General features: G+C 60.2%; 27 protein-coding genes, 2 tRNA genes and 2 pseudogenes. 14 read left to right on the top strand and 17 right to left on the bottom strand.

Annotated features, from left to right (window positions below):
• Positions 1–23 precede the first annotated feature (23 nt).
• From trbE to ACYCFC_RS06130, 11 genes and pseudogenes are all read left to right on the top strand, one after another.
• Positions 24–1,763 (top strand): annotated as a pseudogene (gene trbE / locus ACYCFC_RS06180) (conjugal transfer protein TrbE); the annotation flags it as partial.
• Positions 1,760–2,494, top strand: a complete 735-nt coding sequence (gene trbJ / locus ACYCFC_RS06175) for a P-type conjugative transfer protein TrbJ (RefSeq protein WP_048329032.1) — start codon at positions 1,760–1,762, stop codon at positions 2,492–2,494. The pseudogene trbE and the gene trbJ, both read left to right, overlap by 4 nt.
• Before the next feature lie 12 nt (positions 2,495–2,506).
• Positions 2,507–2,692 (top strand): hypothetical protein, encoded by a 186-nt coding sequence (locus ACYCFC_RS06170; protein ID WP_048329031.1) that lies wholly within the window; start codon positions 2,507–2,509, stop codon positions 2,690–2,692.
• The gene (gene trbL, locus ACYCFC_RS06165) at positions 2,689–3,849 is read left to right on the top strand and encodes a P-type conjugative transfer protein TrbL (protein WP_459653438.1); all 1,161 of its coding nucleotides are present in this window, start codon (positions 2,689–2,691) and stop codon (positions 3,847–3,849) included. The genes ACYCFC_RS06170 and trbL overlap by 4 nt, the downstream gene beginning before the upstream one ends.
• A 12-nt stretch (positions 3,850–3,861) precedes the next feature.
• Positions 3,862–4,569 (top strand): conjugal transfer protein TrbF, encoded by a 708-nt coding sequence (gene trbF, locus ACYCFC_RS06160; RefSeq protein ID WP_256518968.1) that lies wholly within the window; start codon positions 3,862–3,864, stop codon positions 4,567–4,569.
• A complete protein-coding gene (gene trbG, locus ACYCFC_RS06155; RefSeq protein WP_459653437.1) occupies positions 4,566–5,552 on the top strand; it encodes a P-type conjugative transfer protein TrbG in 987 nt (328 codons plus the stop codon). Before trbF ends, trbG begins: the two co-directional genes overlap by 4 nt.
• Before the next feature lie 2 nt (positions 5,553–5,554).
• The gene (locus tag ACYCFC_RS06150) at positions 5,555–6,817 is read left to right on the top strand and encodes a TraB/TrbI/VirB10 family type IV secretion system protein (protein WP_459653436.1); all 1,263 of its coding nucleotides are present in this window, start codon (positions 5,555–5,557) and stop codon (positions 6,815–6,817) included.
• Positions 6,814–7,047: a DUF2274 domain-containing protein gene (locus ACYCFC_RS06145; RefSeq protein ID WP_048329026.1), complete on the top strand. Its 234-nt coding sequence runs from the start codon at positions 6,814–6,816 to the stop codon at positions 7,045–7,047. Before ACYCFC_RS06150 ends, ACYCFC_RS06145 begins: the two co-directional genes overlap by 4 nt.
• Before the next feature lie 93 nt (positions 7,048–7,140).
• Positions 7,141–7,419, top strand: coding sequence for a type II toxin-antitoxin system RelE/ParE family toxin (locus ACYCFC_RS06140; RefSeq protein WP_019339397.1), 279 nt, complete (start codon positions 7,141–7,143; stop codon positions 7,417–7,419).
• 17 nt (positions 7,420–7,436) lie between these two features.
• Complete coding sequence (locus tag ACYCFC_RS06135) at positions 7,437–7,724, top strand: HigA family addiction module antitoxin (protein WP_003108490.1); 288 nt, start codon at positions 7,437–7,439, stop codon at positions 7,722–7,724.
• A gap of 44 nt (positions 7,725–7,768) precedes the next feature.
• Positions 7,769–7,942: a hypothetical protein gene (locus tag ACYCFC_RS06130; RefSeq protein WP_157782029.1), complete on the top strand. Its 174-nt coding sequence runs from the start codon at positions 7,769–7,771 to the stop codon at positions 7,940–7,942.
• Positions 7,943–8,056: 114 nt separating this feature from the next.
• Here the strand turns inward: ACYCFC_RS06130 and ACYCFC_RS06125 are convergent, their stop codons facing one another.
• On the bottom strand, positions 8,057–8,992 hold the full coding sequence (locus ACYCFC_RS06125) for a nucleotidyl transferase AbiEii/AbiGii toxin family protein (protein ID WP_048329025.1): 936 nt from the start codon (positions 8,990–8,992) through the stop codon (positions 8,057–8,059).
• Entirely contained in the window at positions 8,976–9,797 is an 822-nt protein-coding gene (locus ACYCFC_RS06120) for a type IV toxin-antitoxin system AbiEi family antitoxin domain-containing protein (RefSeq protein ID WP_048329024.1), read from the bottom strand. Before ACYCFC_RS06120 ends, ACYCFC_RS06125 begins: the two co-directional genes overlap by 17 nt.
• 432 nt (positions 9,798–10,229) lie before the next feature.
• Here ACYCFC_RS06120 and ACYCFC_RS06115 point away from each other — a divergent pair.
• A pseudogene (locus ACYCFC_RS06115) lies at positions 10,230–11,730 on the top strand (Fic family protein).
• A 133-nt stretch (positions 11,731–11,863) separates the two neighbouring features.
• Here ACYCFC_RS06115 and ACYCFC_RS06110 read toward each other — a convergent pair.
• The 3 genes from ACYCFC_RS06110 to ACYCFC_RS06100 all read right to left on the bottom strand — a co-directional run bounded on the left by ACYCFC_RS06110 (position 11,864) and on the right by ACYCFC_RS06100 (position 13,598).
• A complete protein-coding gene (locus ACYCFC_RS06110) occupies positions 11,864–12,061 on the bottom strand; it encodes a hypothetical protein (RefSeq protein WP_459653435.1) in 198 nt (65 codons plus the stop codon).
• A 1-nt stretch (position 12,062) separates the two neighbouring features.
• Positions 12,063–13,070 (bottom strand): hypothetical protein, encoded by a 1,008-nt coding sequence (locus ACYCFC_RS06105; protein WP_459653434.1) that lies wholly within the window; start codon positions 13,068–13,070, stop codon positions 12,063–12,065.
• A gap of 291 nt (positions 13,071–13,361) precedes the next feature.
• A complete protein-coding gene (locus ACYCFC_RS06100; protein ID WP_459653433.1) occupies positions 13,362–13,598 on the bottom strand; it encodes a hypothetical protein in 237 nt (78 codons plus the stop codon).
• 35 nt (positions 13,599–13,633) lie between these two features.
• Between ACYCFC_RS06100 and ACYCFC_RS06095 the strand changes: the two genes are divergently transcribed.
• Positions 13,634–14,833, top strand: a complete 1,200-nt coding sequence (locus tag ACYCFC_RS06095) for a tyrosine-type recombinase/integrase (RefSeq protein ID WP_155550579.1) — start codon at positions 13,634–13,636, stop codon at positions 14,831–14,833.
• A gap of 95 nt (positions 14,834–14,928) precedes the next feature.
• Here the strand turns inward: ACYCFC_RS06095 and ACYCFC_RS06090 are convergent.
• From ACYCFC_RS06090 to ACYCFC_RS06045, 10 genes are all read right to left on the bottom strand, one after another.
• Positions 14,929–15,005, bottom strand: a tRNA-Pro gene (locus tag ACYCFC_RS06090).
• A gap of 85 nt (positions 15,006–15,090) precedes the next feature.
• On the bottom strand, positions 15,091–15,447 hold the full coding sequence (locus ACYCFC_RS06085) for a MerR family transcriptional regulator (protein ID WP_181087077.1): 357 nt from the start codon (positions 15,445–15,447) through the stop codon (positions 15,091–15,093).
• On the bottom strand, positions 15,428–15,730 hold the full coding sequence (gene ihfA / locus ACYCFC_RS06080; RefSeq protein ID WP_037022310.1) for an integration host factor subunit alpha: 303 nt from the start codon (positions 15,728–15,730) through the stop codon (positions 15,428–15,430). The genes ACYCFC_RS06085 and ihfA overlap by 20 nt, the downstream gene beginning before the upstream one ends.
• 3 nt (positions 15,731–15,733) lie before the next feature.
• Positions 15,734–18,112: a phenylalanine--tRNA ligase subunit beta gene (gene pheT, locus ACYCFC_RS06075; protein WP_459653432.1), complete on the bottom strand. Its 2,379-nt coding sequence runs from the start codon at positions 18,110–18,112 to the stop codon at positions 15,734–15,736.
• 40 nt (positions 18,113–18,152) lie between these two features.
• On the bottom strand, positions 18,153–19,169 hold the full coding sequence (gene pheS / locus ACYCFC_RS06070) for a phenylalanine--tRNA ligase subunit alpha (protein WP_181087075.1): 1,017 nt from the start codon (positions 19,167–19,169) through the stop codon (positions 18,153–18,155).
• Positions 19,170–19,339: 170 nt separating this feature from the next.
• The gene (rplT, locus tag ACYCFC_RS06065; protein ID WP_131648508.1) at positions 19,340–19,696 is read right to left on the bottom strand and encodes a 50S ribosomal protein L20; all 357 of its coding nucleotides are present in this window, start codon (positions 19,694–19,696) and stop codon (positions 19,340–19,342) included.
• 25 nt (positions 19,697–19,721) lie between these two features.
• The gene (gene rpmI, locus ACYCFC_RS06060) at positions 19,722–19,916 is read right to left on the bottom strand and encodes a 50S ribosomal protein L35 (RefSeq protein WP_014852591.1); all 195 of its coding nucleotides are present in this window, start codon (positions 19,914–19,916) and stop codon (positions 19,722–19,724) included.
• A 62-nt stretch (positions 19,917–19,978) separates the two neighbouring features.
• Positions 19,979–20,530, bottom strand: coding sequence for a translation initiation factor IF-3 (infC, locus tag ACYCFC_RS06055; RefSeq protein WP_181087086.1), 552 nt, complete (start codon positions 20,528–20,530; stop codon positions 19,979–19,981).
• A complete protein-coding gene (thrS, locus tag ACYCFC_RS06050; RefSeq protein WP_181087074.1) occupies positions 20,530–22,452 on the bottom strand; it encodes a threonine--tRNA ligase in 1,923 nt (640 codons plus the stop codon). The genes infC and thrS overlap by 1 nt, the downstream gene beginning before the upstream one ends.
• A 227-nt stretch (positions 22,453–22,679) precedes the next feature.
• Positions 22,680–22,756, bottom strand: a tRNA-Val gene (locus tag ACYCFC_RS06045).
• Positions 22,757–22,927: 171 nt separating this feature from the next.
• On the opposite strand from ACYCFC_RS06045, the gene ACYCFC_RS06040 reads away from it, so the two are divergent.
• A complete protein-coding gene (locus ACYCFC_RS06040; protein ID WP_459653431.1) occupies positions 22,928–24,211 on the top strand; it encodes an NAD(P)/FAD-dependent oxidoreductase in 1,284 nt (427 codons plus the stop codon).
• A 287-nt stretch (positions 24,212–24,498) separates the two neighbouring features.
• On the opposite strand, the gene ACYCFC_RS06035 is transcribed toward ACYCFC_RS06040, so the two are convergent.
• Both ACYCFC_RS06035 and ACYCFC_RS06030 read right to left on the bottom strand, forming a co-directional pair.
• Complete coding sequence (locus ACYCFC_RS06035; RefSeq protein WP_459653430.1) at positions 24,499–25,440, bottom strand: PA2778 family cysteine peptidase; 942 nt, start codon at positions 25,438–25,440, stop codon at positions 24,499–24,501.
• Positions 25,437–25,844 (bottom strand): PA2779 family protein, encoded by a 408-nt coding sequence (locus tag ACYCFC_RS06030; RefSeq protein ID WP_181087071.1) that lies wholly within the window; start codon positions 25,842–25,844, stop codon positions 25,437–25,439. The genes ACYCFC_RS06035 and ACYCFC_RS06030 overlap by 4 nt, the downstream gene beginning before the upstream one ends.
• Positions 25,845–25,905: the final 61 nt, after the last annotated feature.

The following is a 25,905-nucleotide window of genomic DNA, read 5'->3' as shown; positions in this document are numbered from 1 at the left end:
CCGAACATGCCAAGCGTCTGAACGAACTGTCGGTACGTGGCTTCCCCACCGCGACCTGGCCGGGCGTGCTGGACGATCTCAACCGCATGGGCTTCGCCTATCGCTGGTCGACCCGCTTCATCTGCCTGGACAAGGACGAGGCCGAGAAGGAACTGGTGCGTCTACGCCGGCAGTGGTTTGCCAAGCGCAAGGGCGTCCTGGCGCTGCTGCGCGAAGCGATCTTCCAGCAGGAAAGCCCGCTGCTCGACAGCGACGCCGCGAACAAGGCCAGCGACGCCGACGCGGCGTTGCAGGAACTCGGCGCCGACCAGGTCGCGTTTGGCTATGTGACCGCCACCGTGACGGTGAGCGATGCAGACGCCCAGGTCGCCGACGAGAAGTTGCGCCGTGTCGAGCGGGTGATCCAGGGCCGCGGTTTCGTCACCATCGTCGAGAGCCTCAACGCGGTGGAGGCCTGGCTGTCGTCGATCCCCGGCAACGCCTACGCCAATGTCCGCCAGCCGCTGATCTCCACGCTCAATCTGGCGCACCTGATACCGATCTCGGCAGTCTGGGCTGGCCCGGCACGCAACGAACATCTGGATGGCCCGCCGCTGGTGATCACCCGCACCGATGGCGCGACACCGTTTCGCCTGGTCACCCACGTTGGCGATGTCGGCCACACCCTGGTGGCTGGCCCTACCGGCATGGGCAAGTCGGTGCTACTGGCGACCCTGGCATTGCAATTTCGACGCTACCCGGGCTCGCGCCTGTTTCTGTTCGATATGGGGCGCTCGCTGCGCGCAACGGTGCTGGGCCTGGGTGGCGAGCACTACGACCTCGGCGGCGATGGCGAGCTGGCCTTCCAGCCTCTGGCGCGCATCGATCAGCCGGGATACCGAGCCTGGGCCGCCGAGTGGCTGGAGGCTCGCCTGCTGCAGGAGGGCGTGGCTATCGGCCCCGAGCAGAAGGCTGCGCTGTGGACGGCGCTGGACAGTCTGGCCGGCGCGCCCGAAGCGCAGCGCACATTGACCGGTTTTTCGGTGCTGCTTCAGGACAACGCTCTGCGCCAGGCGCTGCAACCCTATGTGCTAGGCGGCGCTCATGGCGCATTGCTGGATGCCGATCAGGATCGCCTGGGCGGCGCCGACGTGCAGTGCTTCGAGATGGAGGAACTGATGCACAGCAAGGCGGCGGTGGCCGCCGTGCTGAGCTACCTGTTCGCCCGTTTCGAGGAGCGCTTCGACGGCGCGCCGACCCTGCTGATCCTCGACGAGGCCTGGCTGTTTCTCGACGATCCGCTGTTCGCCGCGCGCATCCGCCAGTGGCTCAAGACCCTGCGCAAGAAGAACGTCAGCGTCATCTTCGCCACCCAGTCGCTGGCCGACATCAAGGACTCCAGCATCGCTGCGGCAATCATCGAGAGCTGCGCCAGCCGCATCTTCCTGCCCAACCCGCAGGCGGGCGAGCCGCAGATCCGCGGCATATACGAGGGCTTCGGCCTCAACGACCGGCAGATCGAGATCATCGCCCAGGCCACGCCCAAGCGTGATTACTACTACCAGTCGCGCCTGGGCAACCGCCTGTTCGACCTCGATCTGGGGCCGGTGGCGCTGGCCTTCGCCGCCTCGGCCAGCCCGGCCGAGCAGCGCGAGATCGACCGCATCCTGCAGGCGTACAGCACCGCCGATTTCGCCCCTGTCTGGTTACGTCACCGTGGCCTGGACTGGGCCGCCGACCTGCTCACCGCTTATCCCTCATCACACAAGGAGTGCCTGCCATGAGATCCCCTGCCCACCGTTTTCCCGGCGCAACGTTGCTGGTACTGGGTCTGCTGGCCTTGAAGCCGGCCAACGCCTTCACCGTAATCGATCCGACCAACCTGGTGCAGAACACCTTGACCGCAGTACGCACCCTGGAGATGGCGAACAACCAGGTTCGCCAGTTGCAGAACGAGACCCAGATGCTGCTGAACCAGGCCCGTCATCTGCAGCGCCTGGACTACAACGTGGTCAGCCAGTTGCGCGCGAGCCTGGCCAATACCGAGCGGCTGCTCGCCGGGGCGCAAGGGCTGGCCTACGAAGTGCAGCGCCTGGATCAGGAGTTCAGCCGACTCTACCCGAACGAGTACACCGGCGACGTCAGCAGCCAGCGCCTGGCAGAAGAGGCGCGGGAGCGCTGGCAGCAGGGCCTCGACGGGCTGCATACGGCGCTGCGCGTGCAGGCACAGGTGACGCAGAACCTGGCCGAGGATGAAAGCGTCTTGGCGGCGCTGGTCCAGCAGAGCCAGTCCGCGGGTGGCGCCTTGCAGGCTGCTCAGGCCACCAACCAGTTGCTGGCCCTGCAGGCCAAGCAGTCGATCCAGGCGCAGCAACTGCAGATCACCCAGAACCGCGCCGTCGCCCTGGAGCTTGCCCGTCAGTCTGCTGCGGCCGAGGAAGCACGCGAACGGCGGCGCCGATTTATGGGCAACGGCACGCCCTACACCCCCTACCCCGTGCAGTTCTATCGCTAGGGAGGCGGCGTCATGAGACTCCTGACACTGCTACCGCTGCTGGTGCTGGCCGCCTGCGGACAGGCTGACAACGGCGTCATGGCTCGGCAAGAGGATGCACCTGAACGCTTCTACTCGGGCGGCGCCCATCCCAGCGAGTTTCTTCGTCCTGCCGACCTACCCGCCATACCAGCAAGTTTCGACGAGGACGTGCCATGAACGACGTCAGCGTGATCGACCGTTTCCTCGAGGTGTTCGGGCTGTATATCGACACCGGCTTCGGGCTGCTCGGCGGCGAGGTGGCCTTTCTCACCATGACGCTGGTAGTGATCGACATGACCCTGGCCGGGCTGTTCTGGGCCATGGGCGGTGAAGACGTCAGCGCCAAGCTGATCCGCAAGACCCTCTATGTAGGCGCCTTCGCCTTTATCATCGGCAACTTCAACATGCTCGCGAAGATCGTCTTCAACTCATTCGCCGGGTTGGGTCTGCTGGCCTCAGGTTCTGCGTTGAGTCATGCGGAATTTCTGCAGCCGGGACGATTGGCTGCAATTGGGGTTGAGACCGGAGGGCCGCTGCTTGAGCAGATCAGCAGCCTCAGCGGTTTTCCCGAAGTCTTCAGCAATCTGCATAGCATTTTTGTGCTGTTTCTCGCCTGGCTGGTGGTGATCGTCAGCTTCTTCTTTCTGGCCATTCAGCTGTTCGTGACCTTGATCGAGTTCAAGCTGACCACCCTTGCCGGCTTCGTGCTGGTGCCCTTTGCGCTGTGGAACAAGACCGCCTTTCTCGCCGAGAAGGTGCTGGGCAACGTGGTGGCGTCCGGCATCAAGGTACTGGTGCTGGCGGTGATCGTCGGCATTGGCAGCGGGCTGTTCGCCGAGTTCCAGGCTGTACCGGACGAGCCCTCCATCGACCATGCGCTGGTGGTCATGCTCGCCTCGCTGGCCCTGCTCGGCCTGGGCATCTTCGGGCCGGGCATTGCCAGCGGGTTGGTCTCCGGCGCACCGCAACTGGGTGCTGGTGCAGCTGCCGGTACCGCGCTCGGCGTGGCGGGCATGGCAGTTGGTGCTGCTGCAGTAGCCACAGGTGTCGGCGGCGCGGTATTGGCCGGTGCACGCATGGCACCCGGTGCAGCGCGCGTAGCAATGGGCAGCGCTCGCTCTCTGGCAGGAGCCTCTTCCGGTGCTGCAGCAGGTGGCGCCCCCGCCGCGTCCGATCCTGCTACTGCTCCAGCCAAACAGCCCGACTGGGCCAGGCGCCTGCAGCGCAGGCAACAACTCTCACAGGCTACCAGCACAGTCGCTCACACCCTTCGTGGTGGCGATGGCGGTGGCTCATCACCCGGGCCGCAGATCCGCGACCCATCGAATTCGTAAAGGAGGACGAGGATGCGATTCAGACGTCCACGGGTGCGCTACAGCGACACCCCTCAACCGGTCACCCCCTACCAGGCAGCGGCACAGGCCTGGGACCTGCGCATGGGTAGCAGCCTGGCGCAGGCACGCAACTGGCGGCTGATGGCCTTCGGTTGCCTGGGCCTGGCGCTGCTGATGGCCGGCGGTCTGGTCTGGCGTTCGGCGCAGTCGACGGTGACGCCCTATGTGGTGGAGGTCGACAACCTCGGCCAGGTGCGCGCCGTCGGCGAAGCCGCCAGCCCCTACCAGCCTCAGGATGCGCAGATCGCGCACCATCTCGCGCGCTTTATCGAGCAGGTGCGCTCGCTGTCGATCGATCCGGTGGTCGTCCGGCAGAACTGGCTGGAGGCCTACCACTCCACCACCGACCGCGGCGCGGCCACTCTCAACGATTATGCCCGCGCCAACGATCCCTTCACCCGAGTCGGCAAGGAGTCGGTATCAGTCGAAGTCACCAGCGTGGTGCGTGCCAGCGACAGCTCCTTCCAGGTGCGCTGGATCGAACGCCGTTTCGTGAATGGTTCGGCCGCCGGCCTGGAGCGCTGGACGGCAGTGATCTCGCTGGTGCTACAGGCTCCGCGCACCGAGGAAAAGCTGCGCCGCAACCCGCTCGGCATCTACGTCAACGGCCTGTCCTGGAGCCGTGAGTTGGACACTACGGAAGGAGCCAAGAAACCATGAAAACCTCCCTGAGCCTCTGCCTCTGCCCTTTGCTGCTGAGCGTGCTGGCCGGCTGTGCCAGCCAGCAACCGCCAGTGATCGCCCTGGACGAACCGGTCGAGGCGCATCGCCTAGCGGAGCCACCTAAGCCAATCGAGGTGGTAGAAGTGCCCAAGCCCCTGGCTCTGCCGGCTCAGCTCAAGCCACTGCTGGAAACTCAACCCAGCAAGCCGGCCAAGGAACCGACCGATGAACGCGTGCGGGTCTCGCGCGCCAATCGCGATGCTCGGGTAGCGCCGAGCCGCGAGGGCTATATCAACGCCATCCAGGTGTGGCCCTATTCCGATGGCGCGCTGTATCAGGTGTATGCCAGTCCTGGCCGGGTCACAGCGATCAACCTGCAGCCTGGCGAGGAGCTGGTCACCGTGGCCGCCGGCGATACGGTGCGCTGGATCGTCGGCGACACCACCAGTGGCAGCGGTGACGAGCTGCGCACCAGCGTGCTGATCAAACCGACGCGCATCGATCTCAACACCAACCTGGTGATCACCACCACGCGCCGCACCTACCTGATCGAGCTGAGTTCAACCGAAAACGCCTGGATGGCTTCGGTGTCCTGGGACTATCCGAAGGATCGCATGCTCGCCCTGCAACGCCACGCTAGTGCCGCACAGGCCGCGGCGCCTGTGGACGCCGGCCTGGCGCTGGAACAGCTGCGATTTCGCTATGCGATCAGCGGAAGCAATCCACCCTGGAAGCCGCTGCGCGCCTTCGACGACGGCCGCAAGGTGTATATCCAGTTCCCGGCTGGCATCGCCCAAGGCGAGCTGCCGCCGCTGTTCTTGATCGGCCCTGAAGGTGACGGGCAACTGGTCAACTACCGCTTCCGCTCGCCCTACTACATCGTCGACCGCCTGTTCGGCGCAGCCGAGCTGCGCCTGGGTGCCGACAAGGGTGACGTGGTGCGGATCGAGCGCACCGACGGCGTGGTACGGAGGCCCTGAGCATGACGGCCAAGAACAACGACCAAACCGCAGGAACCTCGCTACCGCCCAAGGAAGCGCCGGAGTCGCTGGAGCTGCGCGCCAAGCCGCGCCTGGTTACTCGCCTCAATCCGCGCATGCTGGTGGTAGTGGCCGGAGGCCTGTCGGCTGCGGTGCTCGGTGCCATGCTGTGGTCGCTGCAGCCGCAGCGCCGCCAGGGTGCCGAGCCGAACGAGCTATACAACGTCGACCGCGTGGCACGCTCCGAGGGGCTGGAGCAGTTGCCGGCAGACTACTCGCAGCTGCAGCCTCCACCTGCGCCCGAAGTAACGCAACTGGGGCCGCCGCTGCCAGGTGATCTGGGCGGGCCAATCCTCAGGGCGGAGCAACAGGCGCAAGGTTATGGACATGGGCCAGATGCCGCCGAAGCAGAGCGCCTGGCCCTGCTCAAGGAAGCCGAGGAGGCAACGCAGTCCTCGGTGTTCTTCCAGACCAGCAGCGCGAGGAAATCGAACGTTGCATCCACCGGGAGTGCCCAGCCAGATCCCATGACCCTGGGTATGGCCTCGTCAGGCGCGGTAGCCGCAACAGCAGGAACGCCGACCCAGCAGGAACGTAATGAGGCGTTTCTCAGTAAATCCGTAAACGCACAAATCCGTAATTCCGGCTTGCTGCAGATGCCTGAGTCGCCCTATCAGGTGATGGCCGGCACCGTCATCGCGGCGGCACTGGTAACCGGTATCAAGTCGGATCTGCCCGGCGACGTAATCGCCACAGTGACCGAGCCGGTCTACGACAGTGCCACCGGTCAGCACGTGCTGATCCCTCAGGGTGCACGCCTGCTGGGCCGCTATAACAGTCAGGTGAGCTATGGGCAGAGCCGCGTGCAGGTGGTGTGGCAGCGGGTGATCTTGCCGGGCACCTCGTCCTTCCAGCTCGACAATCTGGTCGGTACGGACGCCGCCGGTTATGCCGGTCTCGAGGATGGCGTCGACTGGCACTGGAACCGGATCGTCGCCGGCGCGGCCATGACCAGCCTGCTGGGTATCGGAGCCGAGTTGGCGGCACCGACCACTCGCACCGACGGCGACCGCATCATCCTCGCCGGGCGCGACAGCCTGCAGGACACGGTGAACCAGGTCGGCCAGGAGGTCACCCGCCGCAACCTCGATATCCAGCCCACGCTGACCCAGCGCCCTGGCCTGCCCCTGCGGGTGATCGTCAATCGCGACCTCGTGCTGCGCCCCTACCAACCCGTCACAGCTCAACAAGGAAGCCCGCAATGAGCACGGCCAAACTGCGCCTCGGCCCACTGCCGAAAACCGAGAACCTGAAGCTGACCTTCACCTGCCCTGCCAGCCTGAAGGCCGACCTCGAGCGCTACGCGGCACTGCATTCGCATACCTATGGCGAAGAGGTCGACGCCCTGACGCTCATCCCGCACATGCTGGAAGCATTCATGGCGAGGGATCGGGTTTTCAGGAGAACAAATACACAATCTTGCAGCGGCAATTGATAAGCCTGCATCCCCTCCCAGCTGCCGTAATGACAACGGCAGAAAACCCACGCACGGTTGAAAACCGTGACCTAATACATCACACTTATCGCCATGATCGTAAGCTTCCGGCACAAAGGTCTACGCATTTTCTTTGAATCTGGCTCAACCAAAGGCATCCGGGCCGACCACGCAAAGCGCCTGGGCCGAATGCTGAGTTTTATGGATAGAGCCAATGAACCCGCCGACCTCGACATCCCCGGTTGGCGGCTACATCCCCTCAAAGGGGAACTGGAAGAGTTCTGGTCACTCACCGTCAATGGAAACTGGCGAGTGATCTTTCGATTCGTGGGTAGCGACATCGAGCTCGTCGACTACCTTGACTACCACTGAACAGGAGGGGGTTATCCATGACCATGTTCAACCCACCGCACCCTGGTGAAACCCTGCTTGAGGACGTGCTCCCCGAACTGGGCATCAGCATTGCCGAGCTTGCCCGCCGCCTTGGTTTTGCGCGGGAATCCCTGTCTCGCATCTTGCACGGCCATGCGCCGGTCAGTCCGGATTTGGCTGTTCGTCTAGAGTTGGCCGGCATCGGCAAAGCTCGCACCTGGCTCGGCGTGCAAGCCGACTACGACCTTTGGCAAGCCAGGCATCGCGAACAGCCGCACATCGAACGCTTTGCTGCGATTGCTTAATTCCGTATGGAAGATGACGACTGATAACGAGGGAGGCGACATCGATGAGAAGAAAGATTCTTGGGAGCAATTCAAGCCCACTATCGACCTTCTTCAGGAGCAGCTCTGATACAGCCAAGCGCGCTGCTTACGGCGCAGCAGCTGAGCGCGCCATCGAAAGTCAGCGCAAGGTACTCGAAAAAGCGAAACTCATTCGAGAAGCCAAGGCAATAGCCTGAAGTTTTCGTCGCGCTAACGAGCGCCGCTATCCACATCCTGCTGAGGGATTAGCCTTTCCAGCGACGCCCACCCAGCACATGCCGAAATGACAACGGCTGGGCAGACCGCGAATACTACCGACGATCAAACATCTCGAAGGCCGATTGCAGCTGAGAATGGTCGGAGGCCCGCTTCGTAGCTGATCGTGAAGCAAGATTCTGCAGTTTCCTTTTTATCGCGGGGAGCTCTGCTGCCTGTGGCAACTCGATCAAGTCAAAATCTGGATTTTCCATCTCGACGGACTCCAGAAATGCTCTCGACCGCGGAGTCAGCCACTCCGAAATTTGCAGAAGAAGCCTGGCGCGGTGCTCCAGCAGCATCTCTGAGCTGACAGGTGCTGCAGTCATACCACGGAAGTGGGTCTGGTATATCGCCTCGAAATCCTTGGGCTCATTGGGAACCAGCATCTCCCAGGCAGGTTTCGGGCTACAGGTCATGTAGATCAGGAAGGTTCGCCAAAGTCGCTCATCTGTGCGCGGATCGGCCAGAAGCAAACCTATATCAAACAGGTCGCGCGGATGCTGCCTCGACAATGCTGCTGCCATTTTCCCCGCATATAGATCCGCAAAGTCGAGCACCTGGATCGAGGCAAAGCCAAAGGCCTCCTGGACCTGCGACTGGACAACCATTGTCCGTACCGGATGCACGGAACCGCGCATCACCGGAGTCGTTTCTATTTGGACTCGGGCTCGTCCACGACTCACTATCAGCCGGTTTACGAAACCACCTCTCTCTGGCGCTGATGTTTGTACTTGTAGCCTTAATGGCGCAGAGCCAAGTGCCCTTCCCAGACTTTCTAATGCATCGGAGATCTGACCAGCATCCTGCGCATAGTCCTGCATCGGCAACCAGGTCAGATCGATATCCACAGACAACCTGGGCAAGTCATGCTCGAACAGGTTGATCGCCGTCCCCCCTTTGAGGGCAAATCGTGTTTCTTTCGCCAAGGTCGGCAGAATTTCCACCAATAACTGGACTCGGTCGGTGTAGCGCTTATCCCAGGTGCTCATCAAGATCCGCCGGCAAGGTTATTTGGTAGGTTGGGTTCAAGCGACCACCGGGAACCAGGCAACGCTTTCCCTTCCCTAGATAGACGCCGTCCAACGAGACATGATCCATCCAGGCGTGCTGGTGGCGTTCTGCGAGGGCTAGGAACAAGCGCTTGGCTTTTATGCTGGTGCAATGTCGCAGCAGCATGCTTATCCTTTGGGGACGAAGGGTATCCGCACCCTGCATCAGCGCATCCACTTCATAAACGAGCGATGCGTCTGACACGCCATCACAGAGTTCGAGGATTGCGCGCTCAGGTGTCGCGACGACGATGCGGCCGCGGTCGCCATCAGCATCCACCCACTCGAGCCCAAGATTCCTTAGGGCTTCGTCATCCATGTCGGCCTTGAATGACAGTGCTGAAAGATTGAATGGGCTTTTGCCGCACAACACTAACTCAGCTTTCAATGGAAGCTTATCCACCCAGGCAGGGAGGCTTCCAGGGCCATACAGAGTAACCCTCTCACGCTCGCCCAACCGCAGATAGTGCTCGTGCCCATGCCAAGCCAAGGCAAAACGCCCACCAACATGCAGCGGCAATCGTTCTCCTTCCTGCAACGCACGCACTACAGCAGCCCAGGTGAGACGTCCGCCTCGTCGTTGATAGACTCCACGCGCAGGCGATTCCAGCCAGCCGCTCGCGGTATATCGCGCTACGAGGTTGCTGCTGTAGCCATGAGCCTTCAACCAGCTACTGGACACCAGATCGCTGTCGCCGAGCCCTGCAAGCAAGGAGTTTAGTTTTTCAGGTTTTTGCACACTCATAGTGAGCAAAATAGATATTTTCTAAACCATCCGCAAGAAGAAGGTTTATAGAAACCAAAAAAAACTCACCATTAGTGAGCAAAATTCAGCTTTTATAAACCAGCACCGAGGAGTTCTTGAACATTGCTACAGGCGCTCCCGAGGCCCCTTCCATTCCAGCAACGCCTGTAGCGGATCCAGCTCGCCAACAAGCTCACGCGCTTGGGCAAGCTTGTCCATAGCAATACACCGCTCGGCTTCGGGCAGATTCGATACGGAGCTCTCAGCATCACTGAAAAAGGCCTGGATTCGCTTTATGTCATCCCAATGCTTGTTGGACGAAATCGGCCTGAATAAATTAAGAAAAAATCAGTAGAATCGGAAAAAATGAAGATTTTCTTGTCTCACTCAAGAAAATCTGGGGGCCAGAGCCAAGCTAAAGGAATTTTTGACATGCACCTAGTCGGTTACGCTTGGCTACGCGAAGCCATGCAACTGTCCGCATTCCCCTTGCATCTGCCAGCGATTGTGCAGCCTGTCACTCGCTTGAAGAAGATAGGCCAGACCTTGGCTGTACCATCTGCCATCGCACCGGCTGCTGATGACTTGCTGGGCCATGTCCTCTTCGCGCTGAAGCATGAGGGGGGTCAATCTTGCCATTCTGACTCAGGCTCTCCCCAAGATACCAGTCGCAGCCCTGGAGAATGCCCTGCAGGAGGCGCCCAACGGCATCTACATTCGCAAGGCGTGCTATCTGAGAGAAGCATTCACCGGCGAGGAGGTTCCTCAGCATGCACCGGTTCGGGGGGCTTTCGTACCGCTCTTCGATCCCAAGCGCTATGTGACCCGCCCGGGAACAAGAAACTCCCGGTGGCGGGTGGAATTCAACGGCCTTGGCGACGTGAGCTACTGCGCCACCGTGGAAAGAACCGCCAGGCTGATCGAACTTCAGGAACACGACATACTTGGCCGGGCGAAAGCCTTCATGGAGTCCCTGCCTCCGGTCATGATGGATCGGGCGATCAACTGGGCATATTTGCATGAAACCAAGGATTCGTTCGCTATCGAACGCGAAGCGCCGAACGAGGACAAGTCGCGGCGATTCATTCACTTGCTACGCCAGGCACACGAACGCCAGCCGCTGACCGAGGAGTATCTGGTGGCGTTGCAGAACGCCACGGTATCGAACCCTTATGATCTAGCTGCGGCATTCAGGCATGAACAAAACCACCTCGCAGGAGCCCTTCAAGGGGCTGCTGGGGTAACTTACGTTCCCCCTCCACCAGAGCTGTGCCGCGAACTGATGGAGCACCTCATGCGGTTTGCGAATGAGGCCCCCACCCAAATCGACCCGCTGGTAGCGGCTGGAATCATTTCCTTTGGTTTCGTATTCCTCCACCCCTTTATGGATGGAAACGGACGCCTATCCCGGTTTCTGATCCACCAGGCACTTTGCCGCGCGGGCGCCTTGGAGAACGGCCTGCTACTGCCAGTGTCGGTGGCAATGAAACGTGAGGAGCGCCTGTATCTGGAGGCACTGCAGGACTTCTCCCGCCCAGCCCGGGATTTCTGGGATGTGCAGTGGATCGACTTTGGCAAGTTGGCTTTCGACTTCCGGGGAGATGCAGCGATCTACCGCTACTGGGACGCAACTGCCTGCGTCATCTTCACCATGGAAATGGCTCAGCACGCCCTGGAGGTCGAACTCCGCGAAGAAGCCGCTTTTCTGGAGTGCTACGACGCCGTCTACAGGGATGTGGATGAACGATTCGACATCCGCGGCAGCGACTTGGCGAATCTGGTGATGATGTGCCTAACCAATGATGGCTTTGTTTCGAAGCACCGTCGTAAGCAATACCAGTACACGGTACCCACTGAAGTCTTCGACTACATAGAACAGACTGCCCAGCAGGTTCTTAGCGAGCAACACGCGGCTCGAGAAACACGTCAATAGCCGCATCTTTTTATCATTTAGGCGAGCTGAACAAACCAATGCATTCAGAGCAAGCAACAGGTTTAAGAAATATAAAAAATGCTCACTATCAGCGAGCATTTTCCGAGTTTCGTAAACCCAGACAGAATCAGTTTCAGCGCTCCCGCGGCCCCTTCCATTCCAGCAACGCCTGAAGCGGATCCAGCTCGCCAACAAGCTCACGCGCTTGGGCGAGCTTATCCATAGCAATGCATCGCGCGGCTTCGGGCAGATTCGATGCGGAGCTCTCCGCATCACTGAAAAAGGCCTGGATCCGCTTTATGTCATCCCACTGTTTGATGGCACTCAGCAAATCAGCTCTCGCCTGCTCCCTTGCTTCGTTTTGACGTCGAATCCGTTTCTCTCTCCTCGAGCCGGCACATCTGCTCCTTCCACTCCTGCTGACGAATTCTCGCCTGTTCCTCGGCTTCCTCTACCAATCGGGCAATTACAGGCGCGGCGTCCGTGAGCTGCTGGACGATCTCATCCAGCTGGCCGCGTAGCGAGCCTTGCTTAGCCTCCTTCCAACTCTGAGACCAATCAGTCCACGGATATGGCGAGAACGCCCTTATACATAGGCGGCCGGTCGCAAAGTCCATCCGAGTCGACCAGTTCCAGGTTGGGCTCAAGCGGCGCATCTGCTGCGACGGTATCTTGGAGGTGGGGATGTACTTGCCATCGATGTAGCGGGCCTCCAGTTCCTCAGTCATCTCAAATAACGTCAGCCCAATGGCAACCGTCCCCACGAAGACCACTGTCGGCTTGGATGGTGACCACAACGCCGGATGCCGGTGCCTTGGCTTCTTGGGTGGATGCTCATGCTCATCAAGCGAGGCCCGGGCATAGGTTCGGTCACTCGGAGCAAACATCACCCGATGACCAGCAGCCTCCAGCTTGAGAAACAGCAGATTCGCCAGCTTCAGGGCAGGCTCCAGTTGCGATTTGGTCACCACAACATCTACCAGGCGCTGCCTCCCGGGCTTGAGGAAGCCCTGGTCGATGACGCGGCCTTGCTCAAATACTTCATACGCCCCCATGACAACAGGATGCTGCTTTGAGCGCGATATACGGAGCTGTTCAGGCCTGATTTTACGCGGCACCGGTGCCTTCGGAGCCGGTTGAGAAACAGCACCAAGAGCATCTCCCTTGCGCCAGACCTGAAGATCACCAGGCCCAGCCTCAGGCAGCGGTGGCTGAGGACTTGGTATTCCATTCTCCAGCTTTACCCAGTGCCCGCGCGGCGGCCGCGGGACATTCATGCGGGCACACACGCGCGCCAAGAAGCTGGAAGAAACACGGTGGTGATCTGCGATCTTGGTCATGGGACGCCGCCACACCTCTGCGTACATCTCCTCACGACTGACTGGGCCACCAGGACTGGAACCAGGTTGCTGGGCTACCTCTTCGGAAGACACGTATCAATCCTCAAGCCTGATATCGCCGACCAACCAACGGCTGGCCATACGCAACGATCCATCAGGTCAAACCGAACCAAAACGGTTGTTGTACCAAACCCTCCCCAGCCCCCTCCACCACGTTGTTCGCCCGGCGAGCAACGGACAGCATCTGCAGAACGGATCAGGGTCGATAAGGAGGCGATATTCATGCCCGCATCATCTGAACAGATAGCCGCACGCTTGATCACCTGCCCACCCCGAATCCTGCGAGCCAGTGCGGCCCCAGCCTACCTCGGCATGTGCCGCACAGAATTCAACAAAACCGTCCGGCCTTACGTGCGGGAATTCCGCATTGGCGTGCAAGGCATCGGCTTTGATCGCGAAGAGCTGGATGCCTGGGCAGACGCCTACATCGACCGGGCCATCATTGAAAAGGAAGGTGCCAAGGGACATGATCACTCCCGCAGCGAGCGCCAAGGAGAAAAACCATGGCGCGAAAAACCATTAGCGGCCTCTACCAAAGGAACGGGATTTGGCACATCGACAAGGTCTTCAGAGGTCAGCGAATTCAGGAAAGCACTGGATCAAGCGATAGGAAGGAGGCAGAGCAATACCTGATACACAAGCTGGAAAAGCTCCGGGAACAGAAGATCTACGGCATCCGTACGATCAGAACCTGGCGGGAAGCCGCTACGCGTTACCTGACCGAGTACAGGGACCAGCCGTCGATAGGCCTCACAGCCATCTATCTGGAGCAGTTGGACCCGTATATTGGCGACCAGCCTCTGACTCATGTCGACGACGAGACCCTGGCTCCCTACATAAGGGATCGACTCAAGAGCAGCAGAACCAGCGATGGCAAGTTGAAGCCTGGCGTCTCACACCGCACGGTGAACATCGCCTTGGAGCGCGTCATACGCATCCTGAACCTGTGCGCCCGAAAATGGCGTGATGAGCAGAAGCGTCCCTGGCTCGACGTTGTGCCAATGATCACCAAGCTGGAAGAGAAGAAGACGAGGCGACTCCCCTACCCTATGTCCTGGGAAGAGCAGTCGATTCTCTTCGCCGAACTGCCTGATCATTTGCGCCGCATGGCCCTGTACAAGGTCAACAGCGGCTCACGCGAACAGGAGGTTGTGAAGCTTCGCTGGGATTGGGAGATACCGATTCCTGAGCTCAACACCAGCGTATTTCTCATACCGGCGGATTTTGGTGGCCGACATGAGAGCTCCGGGGTCAAGAACGGCGACGAGCGGCTCGTGGTGCTCAACAGCGTAGCCAAGTCGGTGATCGAGGGGCAGCGCGGGCTTGATCCGGTCTGGGTATTTCCTTACGGACAACCCGATCGAAACGGCAAGGCCACTCCAGTTCACCGGATGAACGATTCGGCATGGAAGAAAGCCAGGGTCAGAGCAGCGAAGAAGTTCCAGGAGCGTTTTCTGCGTCCTGCTCCACCTGGATTTGCTTCGATCCGCGTTCACGATCTGAAGCACACCTTCGGTCGAAGACTTCGGGCAGCTGGGGTAACGGAGGAGGACAGGAAGGCTCTGCTGGGCCACAAGAACGGCAGCATCACCAGTCACTACTCGGCCGCCGAGCTGGGCAAACTGATCGATGAAGCCAACAGGATTTCGGCTACCGACTCGCGCGGGCCGGCCCTGACAATTTTGAGGAGAATGGCAGGATGAAAAAAAGTCCCGCAAAAGTCCCTGCGCTTTTAGGTGTGAAGCGCCCATAAAAAAATCCAGTCACCGCTAAGTAACTGGATTTTTTAGGGTTTTTTTGGTCGGGACGGAGTGATTCGAACACTCGACCCCTTGCACCCCATGCAAGTGCGCTACCAGGCTGCGCTACGCCCCGACTGGTGTTTTCAGTGCTGCTGAAAACGGATCGAACTATACCTTAAGCATCTGAAAATGTGAAAGTTTTTTAGCGCTCCGGTGGATTATTTCCGTAGCACCTGCAGCACTTCCTCCAGTTCCGAAATCATCTGGCGGATCATTTGCTTGTACTGGGTGGTGTCCTCACGGGCTTCTTCGCTGGAGAGGCGCTGTCTGGCGCCGCCGATGGTGAAACCCTGGTCGTAGAGAAGCGCCCGGATCTGGCGAATCATCAGTACGTCCTGGCGCTGGTAGTAGCGCCTGTTGCCTCGGCGCTTCACCGGGTTGAGCTGTGGGAATTCCTGTTCCCAGTAGCGCAGCACATGGGGCTTTACCGCGCAGAGTTCGCTGACTTCACCGATGGTGAAGTAGCGTTTGCCCGGAATTGTCGGAAGCTCGTCGTTATGGCTTGGTTCCAGCATAGGCCTCGACCCTGGCTTTGAGTTTCTGCCCTGGGCGGAACGTCACGACACGGCGCGCCGTGATCGGTATTTCCTCGCCGGTTTTCGGATTGCGCCCAGGCCGCTGGCGCTTGTCGCGCAGGTCGAAGTTGCCGAACCCGGACAGCTTGACCTGCTCGTTTTGCTCCAGCGCCTGGCGAATTTCCTCAAAAAACAGCTCGACCAGCTCCTTGGCCTCGCGCTTGTTCAAGCCTAGCTCTTCATAAAGACGTTCGGCCATTTCAGCTTTCGTCAGAGCCCCCATACGCTATTTCCTTAACGTGGCGTTGTACCTTTCTTCCAGGGAGGTAAGGATTTTCTGCATCGCACCGCTCACCTCATCGTCGTTTAGAGTGCGCGAAGGGTGCTGCCAGGTCAAGCCGACTGCCACACTTTTGCTAAGCGGATCAATACCTTTACCCTGATAGACGTCAAATAGCTTGAGGTCGGTCAGGTTATCGCCCGCCGCTTCACGGATACAGCGCAGCACATCGTCCGCCGCTACGCTGATTGCCACAAGGATCGCCAGGTCGCGACGCACCTCGGGGAAGCGCGACAGTTCGCTGAAACGCGGCAGCCGCCCTTCACTGATTTCGGCGACCAGCAACTCGAACAGATAGACCGGCTGGTCGATACCCAGGCTGGAGGCCAGTTCGGGGTGCAGGCTGCCGGCGAAACCGACCAGACGCCCTTCCCGCTCGATACGCGCCGTCTGCCCTGGATGCAGGGCCGGATGCTCGGCGGCGATGAAGGTATAGGCCGCAGCATCGCCCGCGTAGGCAAGTACGGCTTCAACATCGGCTTTCATGTCATGGAAATCGACCGCTTCGCGCCCATTGCTCCAGGCTTCCGGCAGCCGGCTCCCGGTCACGACGCCAGCCAGCATCGCTTCCTGCTTCAGATCGCCAAGCTGGCCGACGAAACGCAAACCGCTTTCGAACAGGCGAACCCGCGTCTGTTGACGATTCAGGTTGTATTGCAGCGCCTTGATCAGGCCCGGCCATAGGGTTGCCCGCATGGCCGCCATGTCCGAGGAGATCGGGTTGGCCAGCTGCAGCGGCTCGACACCGGGACTGAACAGCTCGAACAGCTTCGGATCGATGAAACTGTAGGTGATCGCTTCCTGATAGCCCCTCGCAACCAGCAGGCGACGCAACGCCGGCAGCTCTGCACGGGCTTCCGGGCTGGCCTCGGGTGCCAGGCGCGCCTGGGGATAACGCACCGGCAGGCGATCGTAGCCATACAACCGCCCCAGCTCTTCGATGAGGTCGACTTCCAGGCTGATATCGAAGCGATGGCTGGGCACGCTGACTTCCCAGCAACCCTGCGACTTCTCGACAACGCCCAGGCCCAGCGCAGAGAGCAGCGAGACGACCTGCCCCGCCGGCATTTCCAGCTCGAGCATCTGATCGATACGCTCGGCACGCAGCACAATCGGCGCGATATCGGGCAGATCGGCTTCGCTGGCTGCTTCGATCACCGGGCCTGCGTTGCCGCCGACGATTTGCAGCAGTAACGCGGTCGCCCGCTCCATGGCGCGACGGGCAAGCTGCGAATCCACGCCACGCTCGTAGCGATGCGAGGCATCAGTGTGCAGGCCGTAGGAGCGCGCCTTGCCGGCCAGGGCGATGGTGTCGAAGAAGGCGCTCTCAAGGAACAAATCCTGCGTCGAAGCGCTCACACCGCTGTGCTCACCACCCATCACACCGGCAATGGCGAGGGCGCGCTGGTGATCGGCGATGACTAGGGTGTCGCTGCGCAGTGTCACTTCCTGGCCATCGAGCAGAACGATTTTTTCCTGCTCTTCGGCCATCCGCACGCGAATGCCGCCCTGGATTTCAGCCAGATCGAAGGCATGCAGCGGCTGCCCCAGTTCGAGCATCACATAGTTGGTGATATCCACCACCGCATCGATGCTGCGGATATCAGAACGGCGCAGACGCTCGACCATCCACAGCGGCGTCGGACGCGACAGATCGACACCGCGGATCACACGACCGAGATAGCGCGGACAGGCTTTTGGCGCCAGTACTTCAACCGGACGCACTTCGTCATGAGTGGCAGCCACAGGCGCGATATCGACGGGTGCAACCTGCGCGGCGTAAATCGCCCCTACTTCGCGGGCAAGCCCGGCGATGGACAGGCAGTCACCCCGGTTCGGCGTCAGGCCGATTTCGATGCTCGCATCGTCCAGCCCCAGGTATTCGCGCAGATCGCTGCCCACCGGAGCATCCGCCGCCAGCTCCATCAGCCCGCTGTCATCGGTACCGATCTGCAGCTCGGTTTCCGAGCACAGCATGCCATTGGACTCGACGCCCCGCAGCTTGGCCTTCTTGATCTTGAAATCGCCCGGCAGCTTCGCGCCGAGCATGGCGAAGGGAATTTTCAGGCCGGGGCGCACATTGGCCGCACCGCAGACCACCTGAAGGGTTTCGCTGCCATTGCTGACCTGGCACACGCGCAGCTTGTCGGCATCGGGATGCTGTTCGGTGCTCAGCACCTCCCCCACCACCACGCCACTGAACTCACCGGCAACCGGAGTCACGGCGTCCACTTCGAGGCCGACCATGGACAGACGTGCGACCAGCTCGTCACGCGATACACCCGGATTTACCCAGGTGCGCAGCCATTGTTCACTGAATTTCATCCTGCTCTCCTAAAGAATTCTCGTTAACCGTTTCGAGCGCCTAGCGAAATTGCGCCAGGAACCTGAGGTCGTTATCGAAGAACAGGCGCAAATCATTGACGCCATAACGCAGCATAGCCAGCCGCTCGGCGCCCATGCCGAACGCGAAGCCTTGGTATTTCTCCGGATCGATGCCGGACATGCGCAGCACGTTCGGATGCACCATGCCGCAGCCCATCACCTCAAGCCAGCCGGTCTGCTTGCACACACGGCAGCCCTTGCCGCTGCACATCACGCACTGCATGTCCACCTCAGCCGAAGGCTCGGTGAAGGGGAAGAATGACGGACGGAAACGCACGCCCAACGGCTTCTCGAAGAACACCCGCAGGAACTGCTCGATGGTGCCTTTCAAGTCCGCGAAACTGATGCCTTCGTCGATCAGCAGGCCTTCGACCTGATGGAACATTGGCGAATGGGTGATATCCGAATCACAGCGATAGACCCGACCGGGGCAGACGATGCGAATCGGCGGCTGTTGCGACTCCATGGTGCGCACCTGTACCGGCGAGGTATGGGTACGCAGCAGCATCCGGGCATCGAAATAGAAGGTGTCGTGCATCGCCCGCGCAGGGTGATGCCCTGGAATATTCAGCGCTTCGAAGTTGTGGTAGTCGTCCTCGACTTCCGGACCTTCGGCAACGCTGTAGCCGATATGGCTGAAAAACTGCTCGATACGCTCAAGCGTGCGGGTTACCGGATGCAAGCCGCCGCTGGCTTCACCGCGGCCGGGCAGGGTCACATCGATGCGCTCGGCTGCAAGCCTGGCGCTCAGCGCCGCCTGCTCGAGACGGGCCTTCTTCGCGTTCAGCTCATCCTGCACACGGCCTTTGGCTGCATTGATCAGGGCGCCGGCCTTTGGCCGCTCTTCGGCAGACAGCTTGCCCAGCGTCTGCATGACCTGGGTCAGCTCGCCTTTCTTGCCGAGGTATTGGACCCGGATCTGCTCCAGGGCATTGATGTCTTGGCTATGTTGCACCGCCTCAAGCGCTTGCGAGACCAGTGCATCCAGGTTTTCCATGTACAACCTCCAGAGGTTCTTGCAGAACCGCACCCGGCGACAGCAGCCTGAGCCGCACCGCCACATGCACTTTTGCAAAGGCCCCTTCAAATACGAAATAGGGGAAGAGCACAAGGCTCTTCCCCTATCGGTGACGCCACGAATCCTAAGATTCGAGATTATCGATGGGCTTAAGCCAGAGAAGCTTTAGCTTTTTCGACAATCGCAGCAAAAGCTGCTTTTTCATTCACTGCCAACTCGGCCAGAACCTTGCGGTCGATCTCGATGGCCGCTTTTTTCAGGCCAGCGATCAAACGGCTGTAGGACAGACCGTTTACACGCGCACCGGCGTTGATACGAGCGATCCACAGAGCGCGGAACTGACGCTTGCGCTGACGGCGGTCACGGTAGGCATACTGGCCAGCCTTGATTACCGCCTGCTTGGCAACACGGAACACGCGCGAACGAGCGCCGTAGTAGCCTTTTGCGAGTTTCAGGATTTTCTTGTGACGGCGACGAGCGACGACGCCACGCTTAACACGAGCCATGAGTTATTCCTCTGTTCTTGACCGATTAACGTACGCGCAGCATGCGCTCTACTTTTGCGTTGTCAGACGGGTGCATCAGAGATGTACCACGCAGCTGACGCTTACGCTTGGTAGACATTTTGGTCAGGATGTGGCTCTTGAAAGCGTGCTTGTGCTTGAAGCCATTAGCCGTCTTCTTGAAGCGCTTTGCAGCGCCACTTTTAGTCTTCATCTTTGGCATGTTCGGTACTCCACAGTGTGGGTGATTACAAATAACCGCAAGGCCTGCCAGTGCCCTGGAGGTTACTTTTTCTTCTTGGGAGCGATGACCATGATCAGCTGGCGTCCTTCCATCTTCGGATGCTGTTCGACCGAGCCGTATTCAGCGAGGTCAGCTTCGACCCGCTTCAACAGTTCCATCCCCAGCTCCTGATGGGCCATCTCACGACCTCGGAATCTCAACGACACCTTGGCCCTGTCCCCTTCACTCAGGAAACGTATCAGGTTACGCAGCTTGACCTGATAGTCGCCCTCTTCCGTCCCTGGGCGAAACTTCACTTCTTTGACCTGGATCTGCTTCTGGTTCTTCTTCGCCGCAGCAATCTGCTTCTTCTTCTCGAACAGATGCTTGCCGTAATCCATCACCCGGCATACGGGAGGCGTTGCATCAGCGGAGATTTCCACCAGATCCAGCTTCGCTTCTTCAGCAATACGAAGCGCTTCATCAATCGAGACGATGCCAACCTGCTCGCCATCAGCACCAATCAAACGGACCTCACGAGCCGAGATATTCTCGTTGATCGGGGCCTTGGGTGCAGCTCGTTTATCCTGTCTCATTTCACGCTTAATAGTGATTACTCCAATTCTTGGCGACCACGCCGGGAAACCGCTTGTGCGAGCAACCGGGCGAAATCATCCAGGGGCATGGAGCCCAGATCGGTTCCTTCACGGGTGCGCACGGCAACGGATCGTGTCTCGACTTCCCGATCTCCGATAACCAGAAGATAGGGAACCTTGAGCAAGGTATGCTCGCGGATTTTAAAGCCGATCTTTTCGTTTCTCAAGTCGGACTTGGCACGGAAGCCGCTCTGATTGAGAATTTTCTCCACTTCGCTCGCGAAATCGGCCTGCTTGTCGGTGATATTCATCACCACTGCCTGCGTCGGCGCCAGCCAGGCCGGGAACGCACCTTCGTAATGCTCGATGAGAATACCGATGAAGCGCTCGAACGAACCCAGGATCGCCCGGTGCAACATGACCGGATGCTGGCGATCATTGTTTTCGCTGACGTATTCGGCACCCAGACGGATCGGCAGATTGAAGTCCAGCTGAAGCGTGCCGCACTGCCAGACACGCCCCAGGCAGTCCTTGAGCGAGAACTCGATCTTCGGTCCATAGAAAGCGCCTTCACCCGGCTGCAGATCGTAAGGCAGCCCCGCGCTGTCCAGCGCAGCTGCCAGAGCCGCCTCGGCGCGATCCCACAGATCATCGGAGCCGACGCGCTTTTCCGGGCGGGTCGAGAGCTTCAGCTCGATGTCCTCGAAACCGAAGTCGGCATACACCGCCTGCGTCAGCCGGATGAAATCAGCCGACTCGGACTGCATCTGCTCTTCGGTACAGAAGATATGCGCATCGTCCTGCGTGAAACCGCGCACGCGCATGATGCCGTGCAGCGCGCCGGACGGCTCGTTGCGGTGGCAGGCGCCGAACTCGGCCAGGCGCAATGGCAGCTCGCGATAGCTCTTCAGGCCCTGGTTGTACACCTGAACGTGGCACGGGCAGTTCATCGGCTTGATCGCGTAATCGCGACTTTCCGATTCGGTGGTGAACATGTTCTCGGCGTAGTTGGCCCAGTGCCCGGATTTCTCCCAGAGCACGCGATCGACGACCTGCGGCGTGCGAATTTCCTGGTAGCCGTTCTCGCGCTGTACCTGGCGCATGTACTGCTCAAGCACCTGGTAGAGCGTCCAGCCATTGGGATGCCAGAAGACCATTCCCGGCGCTTCTTCCTGGGCATGGAACAGCCCCAGGCGCTTGCCGATCTTGCGATGGTCGCGCTTCTCGGCTTCCTCGATGCGCTGGATATAAGCCGCCAGCTGCTTCTTGTCGGCCCAGGCGGTGCCATAGATACGCTGCAACTGCTCGTTCTTTGCGTCGCCGCGCCAGTAGGCACCGGAGAACTTGGTCAGCTTGAACGACTTGAGAAAACGCGTATTGGGCACGTGCGGCCCACGGCACATGTCGACGTATTCTTCGTGGTAATACAGGCCCATGGCCTGCTCGTCCGGCATATCCTCGACCAGACGCAGCTTGTAATCCTCGCCACGCGCCTGGAACACCTCGATGACCTCGGCACGCGGGGTGACCTTCTTGATCACGTCGTATTCGGTGTCGATCAGCGCCTTCATACGCTGCTCGATGGCGGCCATGTCTTCCGGCGTGAAAGGACGTTCGAAGGCGATATCGTAATAGAAGCCTTCGGCAATCACCGGACCAATGACCATCTTCGCCGTCGGATAGAGCTGCTTGACCGCATGCCCGACCAGATGCGCGCAAGAGTGGCGAATGATTTCCAGCCCCTCTTCATCCTTGGGCGTAATGATCTGCAGGGTTGCGTCGCTCTCGATCAGGTCGCAGGCATCGACCAGGCGACCGTTGACCTTGCCGGCAATCGTCGCCTTGGCAAGACCGGCACCAATGGACTGAGCCACCTCGGCAACTGAAACCGGATGATCGAACGCACGCTGACTGCCGTCAGGAAGAGTAATGATGGGCATGGCGCCTCCTCTCCTAGTGGTGACCCCTACCAAAGGCCACGTGGGTTGGGATGAGCCAGGAAAGCGATCCACCGGCTTGGCCTGCCGCACAATGGCAGTAGCCCGAAGGCCGACCGACGCGAATCGAAGTCACTGGAGGATGAACGAAACGGGCTATTTAACTGCCCGACTCCTTACAAGTCGAGCAATAAAAAAGGGCCGCTAGCGCGACCCTTTTTCTCGGAATTTGGTAGGCACAATTGGATTCGAACCAACGACCCCCACCATGTCAAGGTGGTGCTCTAACCAACTGAGCTATGTGCCTCCGATGGACGCGCATTCTATAGATACGCATGACAGCGTCAAGCTTTTTTTCGCTAAGCCACTGATATTTGTGATTTTTGAAACCGGCAAGCAACACAGGCGGCGTCCCTATGGTGCGAAAGGGCTTGTAGCGCTAGCATCGCGTCAAATATTCAGAACAGGGGTTAACGAAATGCCGCACACACCCTATCCCGATTCCTATTATGCAGCCTCCGCGCACCCGGCACCGGACCGCGCTCCCCTGAACGATGCCATCGAGACGGATGTCTGCGTGATCGGCGCAGGCTACACCGGACTCTCTACTGCACTCTTTCTTCTGGAGCAGGGTTTTCGGGTGGTCGTGCTGGAAGCCGCCGGGGTTGGCTTCGGCGCCTCCGGGCGCAACGGCGGGCAGATCGTCAACAGCTACAGCCGCGATATCGATGCCGTCGAGCGCAGCGCCGGCCCGGACGCGGCGCGCCTGATCGGCGCCATGGCATTCGAGGGCGCACGGATCATTCGCGAGCGGGTCGCACGCTATGGCATCGACTGCGACCTGAAGAACGGCGGCGTATTCGCCGCCTTCAATTCCAGGCAAATGCGCCATCTGGAAGCGCAGAAAGCGCTTTGGCAGCGCTACGGCTACGACCAGCTGGAAATGCTCGATCACAACGGCATCCGCAACGTCGTGGCATGCGAGCGCTATGCCGGTGGCATGCTCGACCACGGCGGTGGCCACATCCATCCCCTCAACCTGGCGCTGGGCGAAGCGGCGGCGGTGGAATCGCTGGGCGGCATCATTCATGAGCAGAGTCCCGCGATTCGCATCGAGCGTGGCGACACACCATGCGTACACACGGCCAATGGCCGGGTCAGCGCCAGGTTCGTGGTCGTCGCGGGCAATGCCTACCTCGGCGGCCTGGTGCCCGAGCTGGCCGCCAAATCCATGCCCTGCGGCACCCAGGTGATCGCCACGGAGCCGCTGGGCGATGAACTCGCCGCCAGCCTGCTGCCGCAGGATTACTGCGTCGAGGACTGCAACTACCTGCTCGACTATTTCCGCCTCTCGGCGGACAAGCGCCTTATCTATGGCGGCGGCGTGGTGTACGGCGCACGCGACCCGGCGGATATCGATTCGATTATCCGCGCGAAGATGCTCAAGACCTTTCCGCAACTGCAAGGCATTCGGACGGAGTTCGCCTGGACCGGCAATTTCCTGCTGACACTGTCGCGCCTGCCGCAAGTCGGGCGGATCGGTGACAACATCTATTATTCACAGGGTTGTAGCGGGCATGGAGTGACTTATACCCACCTGGCCGGGAAAATCATTGCCGAAGCCTTGCGCGGCCAGGCCGAGCGCTTCGACGCCTTTGCCAACCTGCCGCACTATCCGTTTCCTGGCGGACAACGCTTCAGCGCACCACTCAGCGCCCTCGGTGCGCTGTATTACAGCCTGCGTGACCGGATAGGATTCTAAATAGCGCGTTATTCCGGCAATAACCCCCCACCACCAGCTGGCGGGTTCACCTGCTTTTTGTGGGGGCGGGCTTGCCCGCGAGCTTTTATCGCCCGCGCCCGAACCAAAGAACCAAAGCTCGCGGCTAGGGCCTCTCCCGCAGGGCGCGCTCGCTGGATCGACCGTAGGGCCGAATTCATTCGGCCATTTGCGCAGCGGCGGTCAAACAAGTTCGACCCTACGGCAAATTCTCGCGGACAAGCCCGCTGCCACTGCCCAAGCCGTGAGCCGGGCAACACAGCTTTCATTCACCTGCATAATGGCAGCGGCTCACAAACCTCCCCCCGCTCGCGCGGCTGCGACAGCCCGGCGGCAAAGCGCGGGTCCTCGGGCGCCAGTTGCACGGCGCAGGCTTTCGCCCTGGACGCCTGCGCCGTGCAGCCGCGCTCGGCCAGCACCTGGGCCAGGTTGAACCAGCCAACCGCGAAGGCATCATCGCTCGCTATGCTGCTGCGCAAGGCGCGTTCCGCTGCGCGCCGGTCGCCTTCGGCATACAAGCTATTGGCCAGCGCGAACCAGGACAAACCACCGGACCAATGCTCCGCCGCCGTCTCATAAGCCTTTCGCGCCGCATCCTTGCGCCCGGTCTGCTCCAGATCGTTCGCCGCCTTGAGCCATACCGTTTCCTTGGCGCTGGCCGGCAGCCGGTCCGGCTCGACCGTCACCACGGCCCAGCGTTCACCCTTGGCCCAGCTGCGCTCGAACTGATGAAAACTGCCCGTCCAGCGCTGGGTGGTGCCAGAGCGCAGAATGATCGTCTGACTCTCTAAGTCATAACCCACCACAACGGCAAAATGCCATTGGGGCCAGCTGTCGAAGGCCAGGTTCTGCAGCACCAGCACCGGATTGCCCGCCGCCACCTCGGCCAGCAGCGCTTCCAGACGCGGTTCAAGCGGATAGACCAGCAGATCATGCGCCCTGGCCGCAGCCACCATCTCGACCTGCAGACTGCCCTTTCGCCCCGGAATATAGACACGCCCGACCAGTTGCTCGGGATCAGTAGCGATGTCGCGATGAGTCAGCATGGTCGCCAGCGCAGCCGGTCCGCACTGGTAATCCTCCTGAGGAAAGAACGGCACCTCGGCCAGCTCGACCCGCTGGGGCAGGTCCAGCGGTGTCACCACCACTGGACTACGCGCACAGGCCCCCAGCAGAACGACGCCGAACAGCAGGAGCAGTTTCCCTATCAACGGTTGATGCAATTGATGAAGTTGAAGATATTGGTCGCGCACAGCATGTCGGTAATGATGAAGACCACCAGAAACAGCACGATGACCCCAACCACACTCGGACCCGCACCCGCCGGCGCCTGATCGAGCTGCTGGTTGAATTGCGCAAGCTCCGCGGGTGTCAGGCTATTGATGCGCTGCTCAACCTGATTACGGTCGACACCCATGGATTCAAGCTTCTTCTGCACATCGGCATCTTCGAGCATCGTCAGCAACTGCTGGCGGTCAACCTGCTGCTGTTGTTCGGCAATCACCTCTGGTGTGCCGATCATCGTGGCCTGAGCCAAAGGGATTTGTGCAAACAGCATGAAATGCATCGCGGCCAGGATACTGGCTACACGCTTCATCAGGGACGAGTTGAACATGGCGGAACTCCTTCATCTTGTTCGTCAGCCCTCGCGCCATCGCAATGGGCCATCGCAGTTA

Source organism: Stutzerimonas sp. NM35, assembly GCF_054604355.1.
The sequence above is the reverse complement of the archived record's forward strand: the minus strand, read 5'-3'. Positions and strand labels throughout refer to the sequence as shown.